The following is a 12,929-nucleotide window of genomic DNA, read 5'->3' on the forward strand; positions in this document are numbered from 1 at the left end:
AGAGCCAAAATTTATGACAGTGACAACCCTGCCTCAAAGAATTTCACAAGTACAGGTAACACGATTAAAAGAGGAAAAAAATGCAGTGATCCTGGCTCATTACTATCAGGAGCCGGAAATACAGGAAGTTGCCGATTTTATTGGCGATTCTCTGGAACTTGCCAAAAAAGCTGCTCAAACTTCTGCCGATATTATAGTATTTGCGGGGGTACATTTTATGGCCGAAACGGCAAAGATCCTAAACCCCTCAAAAAAGGTGCTTCTGCCCGATCTTAATGCCGGCTGCTCCCTTGCCGACAGTTGTCCGCCGGAAGCATTTAAAAAACTTAAAGAACAGTATCCCGATCATGTGGTGGTCACCTATATTAATTGTTCGGCAGAAATTAAAACCCTGAGTGACATTGTATGCACCTCTTCCAATGCCGAAAAGATCATAAATTCAATTCCCCGGGACAAGCCAATCATCTTTGCGCCAGATAAGAATCTGGGCAGGTACCTCATGGAAAAAACAGGCAGGAAGATGCTGCTGTGGGATGGTGCATGCATCGTGCACGAAGCATTTTCTCTGGACAAACTCCTGGAATTGTATAAGCTGCATCCTACAGCCCAGATCATTGCGCATCCCGAATCTGAAGCGCATATTTTAAAGGCAGCCAATTACGTTGGTTCAACATCGGGGATGCTCAATTATGTGAAGAACAGCGAAAAAAACACATTTATTGTAGCTACAGAAGCAGGAATCCTTCACCAAATGCAAAAGGATGTGCCATGGAAAACCCTTATCCCGGCCCCTGCAAAAGAAGACAATACCTGTGCCTGCAGCGAGTGTGCATTTATGAAAATGAATACCCTTAAAAAGCTGTATGATTGCCTGGAAAATGAAGACCCGGAAATTATTCTTTCCAAAGACCTAATGAAAAAGGCTCTTGTACCTATTGAACGTATGCTTAAACTTTCTTAAGAATGAAAACAGATGTGCTGGTAATAGGATCGGGAGTGGCAGGTTTGACCTTTGCTATTAAAATAGCGAAGGCCCGTCCCGATGTAGTAGTATCGGTGATCACTAAAGAAAGAAAAGAGGTTTCCAATACGGCACAGGCCCAGGGCGGAATTGCCGTGGTCCTGGATAGGTTAAGGGATAGTTTTGAACTGCACGTAAAGGACACTATAAAAGCGGGGCGCGGCCTTAATGATCCTAAGGTTGTGGAAATGGTTGTTTCCCAGGCTCCCGAACGACTGCTGGAATTGATGGACTGGGGCACTTCTTTTGACGCAGGTAAAAATGGAACTTTAAAACTTGGCCTCGAGGGGGGACATTGCCGGCATCGCATTGTACACCACCGGGATCTTACCGGACTGGAAATTCAACGGAAGTTAATCTCCCATTCAAAATCTTATCCCAATATCCACTTTTACGATCATTATTTTGTAACAGAGCTTTTGGTGAATAAGCAAAAAAACAGTTGTATCGGGATCACCGCCCTGGACAAAGAAACAAGTCAAAAAATAAATTTCACTTCAAAAATCACCTTTTTGGCAAGTGGAGGCAGTGGGATGGTGTTTGGCAACACTACAAATCCTTCTGTAGCCACGGGGGATGGTATAGCTATGGCATGGCGTGCCGGGGCCAGGGTGAAAAACATGAACTATATACAGTTTCACCCAACGGCATTGTACGAAGAAGGAAAACATCCACTTTTCCTCATTTCTGAAGCTGTTCGTGGTTATGGTGCATATGTGGTGAATCACAAAGGCAACAGGTTCCTTTTTAAAACCGATTCCCGCGGGGAACTTGCTACCCGGGATGTGGTTTCAGAAGCCATAGTTAAGGAAATGAAATTCTGGGGCGAGAAACATGTCTACCTTGACTGCCGTCATCTTGATCTCCATGATTTCAGCAAAAAGTTTCCAACCATCATTTCCTACTGCAATTCCATAGGTCTTGACCTGGCAACAGATCTTATTCCGGTTGTACCCGCTGCTCATTATCAGTGCGGGGGTATCGAGGTAGATCAACAGGCGCGAACCTCGGTAAAGCAGCTGTATGCTTCGGGAGAGTGCGCACATACCGGCCTTCACGGAGCAAATAGATTGGCATCAAACTCTCTTCTGGAGGCACTGGTTTATTCACATGAGGCTTCCAAAGTCGTTTTACAGGAACTGGATCTTATTCCGCCACCGCAACTTCATCAACAAAAGGTGCTCCTTAACTGTGAAGCTGAAGCCGATGACGAGATCATTGTCAGTCTTCGCATGCGGCTTAATGAGATCATGGATTACGATCTTTTACATTCGGTTTCAAAAAGGACAAAATCTGAAGCTCTTGAACAACTGCAATATTTACAGGACATGCTTGAAGATTACCCGCAATTTAATTCGGGCACGGTGGCATTTTTTGAGCTCAGGAATATGGTTCAAACGGCGATGTTGATCCTCAACGATGCAATAGATCAATCCCTCCCAAAAAAGGGAATTCCTTCTGAAACTTTTTAAAGTATATATATTTAGCTGAAGCAAAAGAATTATACTTGTAAAAATCTTAGACCAAAAGATGCCTTTTGTAAAACGAAAAACTGCTTCTAAATTTCGTAAAGCCCATCGTTACCTCGGAATCTTTCTCGGAATCCAGTTTCTAATGTGGACCATAAGCGGAATGTATTTTAGCTGGACAGATATCGACGAGATCCATGGCGACCACTTTCGGAAAAGCCATGTACATCCTGCTTCTTTTACTAATTTAAAAGGTATTTCTGAAGTGATTCCCCAAGTACAGATCAATTCCCTTCAGTTAAAAGAAGTTGCAGGGGAACCATATTACTGGGTCAATGAAGAAACCTTAGTGCATGCCCGCAGCGGAAATCAAAAACAGGAAATATCCCGGGAGGAAGCAATCAAAATTGCAGATAAGAACATGCTCGATACACTGGAGATCTCGGGTATTGAGAGGATCACTTCAACCGGGGAACACCATGAATACAGGGGCGGTCGACTTCCGGCCTTTGTAATTTCTTATGCAGGAAGCGAAAATATAAAAGCTTATGTATCTGCGGTTGACGGCACCTTCAGGTCTGTACGACACAGGGATTGGCGCTGGTTTGATTTCCTGTGGATGACCCACACCATGGATTATGAAACAAGAGATGATTTCAATACAACTATTCTTCGGGCTTTTTCTCTTCTTGGATTGATCACGGTATTAAGCGGTTTTGTTTTATGGTTCATCTCCTCTCCTACCATGATGAAGATTTTTGGTAAGACAGGGAAGAAAAAGAGATTTCAGTAAAGTTTATTTTCTGGTCAATTTCCCCCTTACGGATTCAGGATAACCAATTCAATAATTCAGGTTTCCTGCTCAATTTTGCAATTCTACACCCAACGGGGCTGCAGCTTTCTACCCATTAATATTTAGTTATACGTTCTCCCTATAATATTTTTTGATATGCCTCTTCACATAAATAAATCTTAGGAGGCCAATTAGCAGCACAATTGGAGCAACAATGAGAAGAAAGATCCCAAGATCAAACATGTCTTGCAGAACCTCAACCCGAAGTATAGCCACTCCCGAACCCAGCACCACTATAAATGTCCGGAAATAAGCCAGAAAGGTACGTTCATTTGCCATACGGGTACGGTCAATGGCCAACCAGTCCCGCGTGATGAGATCTTCCCTGACTTTTGTTTGTTTTGTTTGTTTCAATTTATTCCCCGGACTTTATAATTACTTTGAATAAAGGTAGAGATTTAAGTGAGATAATTAAAAACTTCAGATCTGCGTTAAGGACTTACGTGATTGTAAATTGCCATATAGTGGCAGTAACTTCCCAGCAATACAAAGAAGTGAAAGATCGCATGGTTATAGTTTATTCTGCTTATGCTATAGAGGATTGCACCTATAGTATAGGCCAGTCCACCTCCTAAAAGCCAAAGCAGCCCCTGGGAAGAGAGATTTTCCATTAAAGGTTTTATAGCAAAAATAATGACCCAGCCCATTCCTACGTAGAGAAGTGTTGAGAGGATCTTGAACCTTCCGGTAAAGAAGAGCTTCAGGATCGTTCCAAAAAGGGCAATACCCCACACTACTCCAAGAATGATCCAGCCGGTACGGCCCTGCAGTGTCACGAGTGCGAATGGCGTATAGGTGCCGGCAATAAGTATAAAAATCGCAATGTGATCGAAAATCTTAAAACTGAACCTTTTTCTTCGGTCCCTTGTACTGTGATAAAGGGTGGAAGCCAGATACAATAATATAAGAGAGCTGCCAAAAATGAGAAAACTGAGCAATAATCTCCTGCTATCAAATTCAAGGGCTTTAAAGATTAATAAAAACAATCCCAGTACACTTAGAACAAGGCCTGCCCCGTGAGTAATTACATTCAGGAGTTCTTCTTTGGGAGAGTAAGACCTGATCTTTAACGGCTTCTTCATTTGTTCGTATTCTTCCTGTAAAAATAAACCTATAAATCAGCTTTTTCAAAATTCACGGACACAACCTTATGAGAATTTTCCAACCAAAGATGTAATCCCATTATTCTTTGATCGACGAAAGACCATTTTTATAGCTGAACAGCAAAATAAACATCAATTAAACTTGCAGGATAAAATTTTTATTTTAATTTAGCTCGTTCAGTTTCACCTACTTATACCATATGGATCTGTTACTAGCCCTGGTTGCTTTTGAAATTATTGCCTCAAAATTTTTAGTGTCTTACATTTCATCAAATGGCCCGGTTGTTTCTTATGAGGAAAAGAATCCGCTGCTTCGTTTAATGTTCAAGATGTTGAAGATGGATCATGATGCATGGATCTCTTTCTTCTGCACCCTTCTTCTAACGACAGTATTGGTATACCTGCTGGCTTCGTTTTATTCAGCCACGGCTTACCACATTTTATTTATTCTGGGAGGTTTCTACACTACCGTATTGAATCTTGGGGCAGCTCACAGCAGCTATTTCCAAAAAAACAACTTTATTACCCGAAGGCTTCTGCGTTAATATTGAACTGCAATTGAATTTTAGGATCTAAGAGATCCAGAATTTATCTTTCCAGTCATCCTGATTAAAACTTATTTTTTCATGATTTTCTTGGATCATGATAAGATCTTCCGGTTTTACACTCTTCGCGAGCTCTTTATAAAGTACACGCTCTTCGAATCTTATATACGTGCCCAGTTCTTCTTCAAGCAAGTTTAAAACCTTTTCATTGTCGCAGTCGCAACTAAGTAGTTTATTAATTCGCCGGTGATTTGCCAATGCTCTTTTGACTCTCACATTGTTTCCCAAAAGCGGAAATATATACTGCTCTTCCAGCTGAAAATGAGGGTCTAAATAGTTATTCTTAAACCAGTTGGTGTAGTTCCTTATTCTCTCTTTTTCAATATTCTTATTGAGACCTTTTCTTATATTATTACAAAGCTGAAGCGCCTGCCGGTGTTCCAGGGACAAAGGCTCTAAAACCAAAGATGTTGCTGTCATACTTCTGTTTTTACTCCCCTTTTAATAATCCAAAATTTATCATCCCAGGTGTCATCTGAGAAAGCAATGGCGTGATGTTTCTTCTCGATCTCTTCAAACTGCCCGGGAGTAGCCGCCTGTTGCACCTCGTTGAACACCACACGTTCCTCAAATCTTATGTGCTTTTCAAGCTCCTCCTCTATAAGGCTCAACGCCTTAAGAATTTCTGACTGCTGGTCGAATAGTCTCTTGAGCCTCCGGTGTTCGGCAAGAGCTTTTTTTACAAATGGATTTTCATCTCCTAAAACAGGAAAAACAAACTTTTCTTCGGCTTCAAAATGTGGATAGAGATACTTGTTTTTGAACCAGTCGGTATAGCTTTTAATACGCTTAGGCTCAACCTGCATCTTTATTCCCTGTCTTATTTTCCAGCACAACAACAGGCCGTGATGATGTTCACGACTTAAAGGCTTCAGGGCCTCATTTCGTTTTATCGGTTTCTTCTTTTCCATTATTCTTTTTTCGTCCAGATTCTTCTTCCCCAGTGGATTATTCCTTAGCTCGCCACAAATATTGCAAAGCTTCACCGGTTCTTTTCTTACTTCGGAAGCAGCTTCAGTAGGTTTTATTTGATCCTTTTCTTCCATAAAATATCGGCTAACAGGACAAAGATGCTCAAATTAATTCCCGAATCTTATGAGGTCGGTCATAATTGAGAGGGATGAAAAATGGAAAATCTTAAAATGAAATTGGAAATAGAACAACAGAAGGAAGAATGTTCATGAACCCTGATCCCTTCAGATTCCAAGTTTCTCCAAAAAAGGTTTTTTTTGAGCTTTACTTGTATGCAGGAGTCGGCCGTCGGCCATCTTTGCGTCAATTTCACCATATTCAGAATGCACCAGCTCCTTCACGTGATCCAGGTTCACAATAGCCGATCGATGTATCCTGAAGAACAAATTTGGATCGAGAATTTCATCCAGGGCACATAAGGATTCCCTAAGTAAGTATTTTTTACTGTGAGTATAGATCTCGGCATAACAGCCAGAGGAGATGATGTAAAGAATATCCCGCGGATCAACCAGGATTGTTTTATTTCCCTGTTTCACCGGGATCTTAAAAATGGTTCCGGTAGAACGGTTTGTGTAAAACCCTAACAGGTTCTGGATCTTGCTATCAATATCAAGCTCTTCGTGCAGAACAGTGTTGAGTACTTTAGAAACTGTTTTGTAGAAACGTTCCTCTTTAAATGGTTTTAAAAGAAGATCACAGACGTTGGCATCAAAAACTCTGGAAGCATCGGGGTTGTGTGCTGTGAGAAAAACAATTGCGGGACGGGGAGAAATTTCGATCTTTTCAAGGACCTCAAAACCATCCATGTCTTTCATTTCAAGATCCAGGAAGATAAGGTCGGGGTTGAGGGAATTGATTTGTTCGACTGCAATTTTTCCACTGGCGCATTCTCCCAAAACCTCAATTTCCGGAACCTTGTTTAGAAGGTTGATCACCCGCTTTCGTGCGAGGGCTTCATCGTCTATTATTAAAGCTTTCAAAGGCCGAAGCTTAATTACTTATTTCTTCCTCAAATTTACATTTTTTAGCCCCAATTAAATAAGAAAAGGAAACAAAAAGAGTATAAAAAATTTCTCTTTTTGGCCCCTATATTCAAGATTCCGTGAAATATAAAAGACTGTCAAAAAATTTATTCATCCCCCTTCCTCTCCGGTAATTTGGAGACCCTGCACCTGTTCAGTGCAAAATGAATTTCTTTTTTGACAGTCCTAAAACGAGCCTCAACTATCAACTTTTACAAGCTCGTAATTTCTATTGGTTTTATTTCATCTACATCGATTTTTAATTTCTGCACCTTATCCCCCTGCTCCAGGCGAATTTTAAAGTACTCTTTCTGTACATCCCCATCTATTCCTCTTGCAATATGAATATTTCTGGTCATGTTCCAACCTTTATATTTGCTGTATATGTCTCTCTGCAAACTGGCAGGAAGCAAAACATTTTTCAGCCTGTAAGAAACTCTTTGCAAATTTCCTTCTTTACAATATTTAGCCTTCATCCTGCCTTTTGTACTCTTAACCTCTACCTGGTATTCCACTGTTTTTCCATCCTGCACAAGATCAATAAAGGCTTCTATATTGCAGTACTTATCAAGAAAAGCAACAGGATCTTTTTCAAATTCTCCGTTATATTTTTCTTCTATTTTAAAGATATAATTCTCCCCATCTACCGTAATTTCAGGTAAAACAGGATCAAACCCTACACGGGCTTCTTTAAGTTCAGTAAATTGAGCATTGCCAATTCCTGCCCACAATAAGATCAAAAGGGAAACAAAAAATTTTCTCATAATAACAGCTTTAATTAGTGATTTTTGAAACCTGAGTTTTACCTCAGCCTGTCAAAATTTCCTTCAAATTTACACTAGATGGCAGCCCTTTTTATAGTTGTGATATCAATAGCCCGAAAGTAGTAACCGGGAGCCATTTTATGCATATGGATTCTAGATTTTGATTCTGCCATTGCAGCTAAAAAGCACACAGCTCCTCAAATGGCCGCAACAAAAACAGGTAATCTGATCTGACGTAAGAAAGTTTAGAAAAATCTCTTTTTTTAGAAACCTTTCTTTATACTGACGTTAATTATTAGAAATGAACTTTTTCCTTCACTTCAGTTTGCTTAAACTCTTCAAGAGATATCTTGAAGCACTCAGCAACAGGAGTTTTAGTGTAAAGTTGGCCTTTATAACCACCTATAACGAATAATTTATTATTCCAAATATGGAGATTCGGTTCTTCAACCTGAAGATCAATTCCATAGGTTTTCATCTCTCTCCTTGCCACATCAATGGTATGGAATTTTCCTCTTTCGTATATATAAATCACATTTCCGTTAGAAACTACCGCTGGATGATCAAAACGATGCTGCAACTTAGCTTCAGTTTTATATTTACCTGTAGCCAGGTTTAAGGACTCAATAACATTAACTACGCTTCCATCACTCCCACCAATAATAAAGATTGTGCCTTGAATATTAACTGCTTTAATTTCTTTTCCCTTGGGCACCTTTCCTGCTTCAAACCAAAGTCCTGTTTGAAAGTTAAAAAGATGCACTTCATCTGTAAAGATTTTTTTTCTCTTTCTGTTTAAGCGGGTGGAGCCTCCCAACACCAGGAGATCATCACCATGAATGACTGCAGCAGCACCGGAAGCTTGATGAGGATAAACACGATCCACCAGTAATGTATCCTTATGTAAATCAATCACCTCTATTTCTGAGGAAAGTAGGACCTTCTGGCCAGATTGATTAAGATGTTTTCCACCCAACACATATATTTTGTTTTCATGTAGCACTGCGTTATGTCCGGCTCTCTTATTTACTTTGATAGGAGAAACTGTCCATTCATCAGTTACCGCATTATAAACCTGTATCTCCTCCGAATATTGAGGGGAAGAAAAATTTGCCCGTGCTGTACTCAAAATGTTTGAAAGGCTTGTTTCCCCTAAGGTCGTCACCATTGCTTCTTTCATTGGTTCCTCAACAACCGAGGCATCCCCTGCGACTACAAAAATTTTGTTTCCCACGGCTGTTGAACCAAAAGAATACACCCCTTTTTTAAGTGGAGCTACCACAGAGAATTTTAAGGTCTTGCTGAGCTGTCTCTTAGGATCTAAATTAACCTCAGATAATTGATCCACTAGAGGCATGAGATAAACTTCATTTCCGGCTCTTTCTAATTCAGCCAGACTTAGAACAAGAGTAGCGTAACCTATATAGGAGAAGGAAATGCTATCGGTCCACGTAAAAACCTCTTTTAGTTCTATTCTGAATTGGCCTTCTTCTCCGGAAATTGTGTTCTTTTTAATGGCTGAAGAGGTTATATGGACATCCCTCAACGGCCCTCTAGTAGTAATATCCTTTACTTCCCCGTGCAGCGTTTGAGAAGAAGAGATGCTACTGAAGCACAAAACTGTGAGTAATATACTTAATCTCAATGTAGACATGCAATACAGGTTCCTCAAAAGATAACACAGAGATCCAGGCCAGAAATTTTTAATAGCGGGATAAGAATTAGTATTTGCTACTAATCTGAGTCCGGGGATACTTCTTTCATTGAGGCTCAATTGGGTCATTTTTTAATTTTCTAATGAACGGGTTTGTTTTATCCCCGAGAATCAAATAGTATTTGCCGACAAACTTTTAATATTCTACTTCTACATTAATTGATTGTGCCCCATTCACTTTTTCCCATTTTCCAAGACTACTTGTTCTCATAAAACCTTTTCCTTTGGTAAGAATAGCTCCCATGTAAATTTCCCGTGGGTTTTTGAAATCCGGAATAATTTCGACGCCAACAAAGAAATCTTCATCAAGATAAACCGCATGTTTTTCAAGATTAATATTTACCCAACCCTGCTCTACTTGCTTACGTTGTATAATATTCCCAAATACTATTTTTTCACCCGGAGAACCGTCAAGGTCTTTATAAAAGTTAATTCTTACAAAAGCACTATCCGTTCCAAATCCCCGTCTTAAATAAAAATTTACATCCTTCACCCTAACGGTTTTATTATTTGGAATATTAATTTGTTTTGAACTTTCGATAATGTCCATTTCATCTGAGACTGTACTCACCCATAACAATGGATTATAGCTTTTAACCCCAATTTTTCTTTTCTTCTTCTTTTTGTTTGTAACAACAACCTCAGATAATTGATTTTCATTTGGTTGAAGTGTAATAACCAGGTTCTTAGAATTTTTAATCGGAATTTTTGCGGTTTTATATATCACGTGACTAATTGTGAGACTGTCACCTGCAAACCCTTGGGGAAACTTGATCCTGAATTTTCCGTCGGGATCAGAAACGGTGCCTTTATTTTTATTGATTACGCCAATGTTTGCAAATTCAACCGGATTATTTGTTTCAGAATCGATCAACAATCCACTCATGACAATTTCCTGGGAAAAGGTCAAAAGGCTTATGAACTGAAATAGGATAAAAGTGTAAATGGTTTTTTTCATATTCTTGTTTTAGTTTACGCACCACATCCCGTATAAAAAAGTGCGATTCGCACCAGGATCAAGCATTTGTTTTTGATAGAATTATACTATGTCTTTTACCTTTCTAGAACTGAATACCTAAGCTTACTCCATAAGATCTGAACAGGATATTATCCGATCTTTCATTATTTTCATTTAATATGGGCTCGTTGTAGATGTAGTAATTATAGTCTCCAAATACGTTCAAATTCCAATTGAAGGTATCTGTTCTTGCGATGGGGAATTGAAGCCCAAGACGCACATTTGCCATCTCACTCTCTATATTGTCGCTTAAAGCAATATTATAAGCAGTCATCAAATTTATATTTACGCTTTCGTAATTAACAAAATGATACCTGAGAATACCCCCAATTTTTAATGCCGAAATATTTTGCTGAACCTGGTGTTGAAAACCACCTACAGCACCTATGCTCAGCTTATTTAAAATGGGATAGTTAATGTTATATAATATGCCATAGGAAACTTTATTTTCTAATTCGGCACTACTTCCTCCTAAAGGCTTTCCATTGTTATCATATAGGGAATAGTCATACCTGACTTCATTATTTACTCCAAATTCCACTTCAATATTGGAAAACCAGCGTTTTTCTAATCGATCCTGACTTGAACTTTGGGAAATACCTTTTCCTATATTAAAAAGGTCAGAGGGACTTTGGGAGTAGGAATAAAAACTTGTAAAAAGTAATAAAGCGAAGAAATAATTTTTCATTATTTGAATTAAAGGGTTTTGTTTCTATAGATTATGTCATGCAAAAACATTGCACAACAGCTTAAAATCCATGTTTTCCCAATTTTTCATTTCCAGTAAGTTTTTATGGTACTCAAAAATGCCATTCGGTAAGGTGCTTTACGAAAATAAGGGGAAGGATGTAGTTTTTATTGTTAATCTCGGATACCGCGCCGCGCAATTCGTTCGCCGCATCCCAAAGTTCTTGTTCAAAATCAATGTCTGCTTTTGCCATTTTGGGGAAAATATGGTGCTTATGGAAAACAGAATCCTGTAGGGAAGAAACTGAAGGGGAAAGTTAGTTAATATTTTTAACACAACGAAGTGTGTATTCCATCTTTCCGCAGGTTAAGCCGATTTTAATTTATAAAAAATTCACAGGCAGTTATCTCCGGGCTAAGTCCTGGTCTAAACCTTCGATCCTGATACCTAAATCTTTATCTTTCAAAAATGATAAAATATGACTAATTTTCAGGGACTCTTAATTTCCTACTAAAGCATAGGTTATATGGGAAAAAATAAAATTATTTCCCTCCTTGTCTTTTTTATCGCTGTTATTTCAGTGGTTGCTTCCGGATTCGGAATTTTTTCTGACAATGGTCCGGGACCATTTGAACATAAATCGATTCGTGGACAAACTATCCAAATATTCGGTAAGGGAATCTATCAACACATGCCTGCAGATGTTGCCATACAAGGTATTGCCCAGGATTATGTGACATTATTTTTGGCCATTCCATTGTTGTTGATCTCGTTGATGGGCTTCAGAAAAAAATCCATTCAGGCTCACTTCATATTGGCGGGCACATTAGGTTATTTTTTGGTCACTTACTTATTTTACCTTACCATGGGAATGTATAATATTATGTTCCTTTCTTATGTTGTTTTACTCGGACTTACATTTTTTGCTTTCTTTCTTACCGTAGATCGGCTTAATCAATATGATGTCACGGAAGTTTTTACGGCAAACACACCCCACAAATTTGTTGGCTGGTTTTTGATCCTGAATTCAGTTATTATTGAATTTTTATGGTTAAGTATTATTATTCCTCCGTTGCTGGATGGTTCTATTTATCCACCGGACTTAAACCACTTTACTACTTTAATTGTTCAAGGCCTGGATCTTGGGTTGTTATTGCCCATAAGTTTTATTCTAGGCTATCTTTTAATGAAGAAGGATCCTTTTGGTTTTAGTTATGGGACTATCTATATAATTTTTCTATCTGTTTTGATGACAGCACTTACTGCCAAAGTTATTGCTATGGCTATGGCTGACGTAAATGTTGTTCCGGCGATATTTATTATTCCATCCATAAATATTATTACCATATTGAGCGCTTTCCTGATGATCAAAAACGTGAAGAAAAAAGATTGTTGGAGTTAGGTGCTTTTTAAGGAAGTACAGTACAATTCTTACTTGCGACCGCTCCACTTCCAGAGCCAAGAACCAAGACTTAAAAAAACCTGTTTCATATTGGAATTTGGTGCTTGTAATTTGAATTTTACCCGAAGGGTATAGAATCCCAATTACATCCGGCGCTGGAAATACAAAAGCTCTGCCGACTATCGTCCTCAGCTTTTCTTGTTTGTCCTATAGGAATTTGGTGCTTGTAATTTGAATTTTACCCGAAGGGTATAGAATCCCAATTACATCCGGCGCTGGAAATACAAAAGCTCTGCCG

General features: G+C 39.0%; 15 protein-coding genes. 5 read left to right on the forward strand and 10 right to left on the reverse strand.

Features of this window, described 5'->3' with window-relative positions:
• Nucleotides 1–13: 13 nt before the first annotated feature.
• From nadA to LA313_RS15620, 3 genes are read left to right on the forward strand one after another with little or no spacing between them, the layout of a single operon-like run.
• On the forward strand, nucleotides 14–961 hold the full coding sequence (gene nadA / locus LA313_RS15610; RefSeq protein ID WP_228916660.1) for a quinolinate synthase NadA: 948 nt from the start codon (nucleotides 14–16) through the stop codon (nucleotides 959–961).
• 2 nt (nucleotides 962–963) lie between these two features.
• Nucleotides 964–2,493, forward strand: coding sequence for an L-aspartate oxidase (nadB, locus tag LA313_RS15615; RefSeq protein ID WP_228916662.1), 1,530 nt, complete (start codon nucleotides 964–966; stop codon nucleotides 2,491–2,493).
• Between the two features lie 58 nt (nucleotides 2,494–2,551).
• A complete protein-coding gene (locus tag LA313_RS15620) occupies nucleotides 2,552–3,283 on the forward strand; it encodes a PepSY domain-containing protein (protein WP_228916663.1) in 732 nt (243 codons plus the stop codon).
• A gap of 126 nt (nucleotides 3,284–3,409) precedes the next feature.
• On the opposite strand, the gene LA313_RS15625 is transcribed toward LA313_RS15620, so the two are convergent.
• Together LA313_RS15625 and trhA are read right to left on the reverse strand one after the other, a co-directional pair.
• A complete protein-coding gene (locus tag LA313_RS15625; protein WP_228916664.1) occupies nucleotides 3,410–3,697 on the reverse strand; it encodes a DUF202 domain-containing protein in 288 nt (95 codons plus the stop codon).
• A 77-nt stretch (nucleotides 3,698–3,774) separates the two neighbouring features.
• The gene (gene trhA, locus LA313_RS15630) at nucleotides 3,775–4,425 is read right to left on the reverse strand and encodes a PAQR family membrane homeostasis protein TrhA (RefSeq protein WP_228916667.1); all 651 of its coding nucleotides are present in this window, start codon (nucleotides 4,423–4,425) and stop codon (nucleotides 3,775–3,777) included.
• Nucleotides 4,426–4,646: 221 nt separating this feature from the next.
• Between trhA and LA313_RS15635 the strand changes: the two genes are divergently transcribed.
• Complete coding sequence (locus LA313_RS15635; protein WP_228916669.1) at nucleotides 4,647–4,991, forward strand: hypothetical protein; 345 nt, start codon at nucleotides 4,647–4,649, stop codon at nucleotides 4,989–4,991.
• Between the two features lie 27 nt (nucleotides 4,992–5,018).
• Here the strand turns inward: LA313_RS15635 and LA313_RS15640 are convergent, their stop codons facing one another.
• The 8 genes from LA313_RS15640 to LA313_RS15675 all read right to left on the reverse strand — a co-directional run bounded on the left by LA313_RS15640 (nucleotide 5,019) and on the right by LA313_RS15675 (nucleotide 11,482).
• On the reverse strand, nucleotides 5,019–5,471 hold the full coding sequence (locus LA313_RS15640) for a hemerythrin domain-containing protein (protein WP_228916671.1): 453 nt from the start codon (nucleotides 5,469–5,471) through the stop codon (nucleotides 5,019–5,021).
• On the reverse strand, nucleotides 5,468–6,097 hold the full coding sequence (locus LA313_RS15645) for a hemerythrin domain-containing protein (RefSeq protein WP_333473568.1): 630 nt from the start codon (nucleotides 6,095–6,097) through the stop codon (nucleotides 5,468–5,470). Before LA313_RS15645 ends, LA313_RS15640 begins: the two co-directional genes overlap by 4 nt.
• Before the next feature lie 150 nt (nucleotides 6,098–6,247).
• Nucleotides 6,248–7,003 carry a LytR/AlgR family response regulator transcription factor gene (locus LA313_RS15650; RefSeq protein ID WP_228916673.1) on the reverse strand — a complete coding sequence of 252 codons (756 nt, stop codon included), beginning with the start codon at nucleotides 7,001–7,003 and terminating at the stop codon, nucleotides 6,248–6,250.
• Nucleotides 7,004–7,257: 254 nt separating this feature from the next.
• Nucleotides 7,258–7,809, reverse strand: coding sequence for a hypothetical protein (locus tag LA313_RS15655; protein WP_228916675.1), 552 nt, complete (start codon nucleotides 7,807–7,809; stop codon nucleotides 7,258–7,260).
• 295 nt (nucleotides 7,810–8,104) lie between these two features.
• Complete coding sequence (locus tag LA313_RS15660) at nucleotides 8,105–9,463, reverse strand: Kelch repeat-containing protein (protein ID WP_228916677.1); 1,359 nt, start codon at nucleotides 9,461–9,463, stop codon at nucleotides 8,105–8,107.
• Between the two features lie 196 nt (nucleotides 9,464–9,659).
• Nucleotides 9,660–10,397 carry a carboxypeptidase-like regulatory domain-containing protein gene (locus LA313_RS15665; RefSeq protein WP_228916679.1) on the reverse strand — a complete coding sequence of 246 codons (738 nt, stop codon included), beginning with the start codon at nucleotides 10,395–10,397 and terminating at the stop codon, nucleotides 9,660–9,662.
• A 187-nt stretch (nucleotides 10,398–10,584) separates the two neighbouring features.
• Nucleotides 10,585–11,229 carry a hypothetical protein gene (locus tag LA313_RS15670; protein WP_228916681.1) on the reverse strand — a complete coding sequence of 215 codons (645 nt, stop codon included), beginning with the start codon at nucleotides 11,227–11,229 and terminating at the stop codon, nucleotides 10,585–10,587.
• A gap of 112 nt (nucleotides 11,230–11,341) precedes the next feature.
• Nucleotides 11,342–11,482, reverse strand: coding sequence for a type I restriction-modification system subunit M N-terminal domain-containing protein (locus tag LA313_RS15675; RefSeq protein WP_228916683.1), 141 nt, complete (start codon nucleotides 11,480–11,482; stop codon nucleotides 11,342–11,344).
• 273 nt (nucleotides 11,483–11,755) lie between these two features.
• Here LA313_RS15675 and LA313_RS15680 point away from each other — a divergent pair, with 273 nt between their 5' ends.
• Nucleotides 11,756–12,631, forward strand: a complete 876-nt coding sequence (locus tag LA313_RS15680; RefSeq protein ID WP_228916684.1) for a hypothetical protein — start codon at nucleotides 11,756–11,758, stop codon at nucleotides 12,629–12,631.
• Nucleotides 12,632–12,929: the final 298 nt, after the last annotated feature.

The organism is Salinimicrobium sediminilitoris (assembly GCF_020866905.1).
Classification (GTDB): Bacteria; Bacteroidota; Bacteroidia; order Flavobacteriales; family Flavobacteriaceae; genus Salinimicrobium; species Salinimicrobium sediminilitoris.

Coding starts and splice junctions, on each gene's coding strand:
- LA313_RS15660 (WP_228916677.1), bottom strand. CDS start 9,463: ATGTCTACATTGAGATTAAGTATATTACTCACAGTTTTGTGCTTCAGT.
- LA313_RS15655 (WP_228916675.1), bottom strand. CDS start 7,809: ATGAGAAAATTTTTTGTTTCCCTTTTGATCTTATTGTGGGCAGGAATT.
- LA313_RS15620 (WP_228916663.1), top strand. CDS start 2,552: ATGCCTTTTGTAAAACGAAAAACTGCTTCTAAATTTCGTAAAGCCCAT.
- nadA (WP_228916660.1), top strand. CDS start 14: ATGACAGTGACAACCCTGCCTCAAAGAATTTCACAAGTACAGGTAACA.
- LA313_RS15680 (WP_228916684.1), top strand. CDS start 11,756: ATGGGAAAAAATAAAATTATTTCCCTCCTTGTCTTTTTTATCGCTGTT.
- LA313_RS15670 (WP_228916681.1), bottom strand. CDS start 11,229: ATGAAAAATTATTTCTTCGCTTTATTACTTTTTACAAGTTTTTATTCC.
- trhA (WP_228916667.1), bottom strand. CDS start 4,425: ATGAAGAAGCCGTTAAAGATCAGGTCTTACTCTCCCAAAGAAGAACTC.
- LA313_RS15640 (WP_228916671.1), bottom strand. CDS start 5,471: ATGACAGCAACATCTTTGGTTTTAGAGCCTTTGTCCCTGGAACACCGG.
- LA313_RS15645 (WP_333473568.1), bottom strand. CDS start 6,097: ATGGAAGAAAAGGATCAAATAAAACCTACTGAAGCTGCTTCCGAAGTA.
- nadB (WP_228916662.1), top strand. CDS start 964: ATGAAAACAGATGTGCTGGTAATAGGATCGGGAGTGGCAGGTTTGACC.
- LA313_RS15635 (WP_228916669.1), top strand. CDS start 4,647: ATGGATCTGTTACTAGCCCTGGTTGCTTTTGAAATTATTGCCTCAAAA.
- LA313_RS15675 (WP_228916683.1), bottom strand. CDS start 11,482: ATGGCAAAAGCAGACATTGATTTTGAACAAGAACTTTGGGATGCGGCG.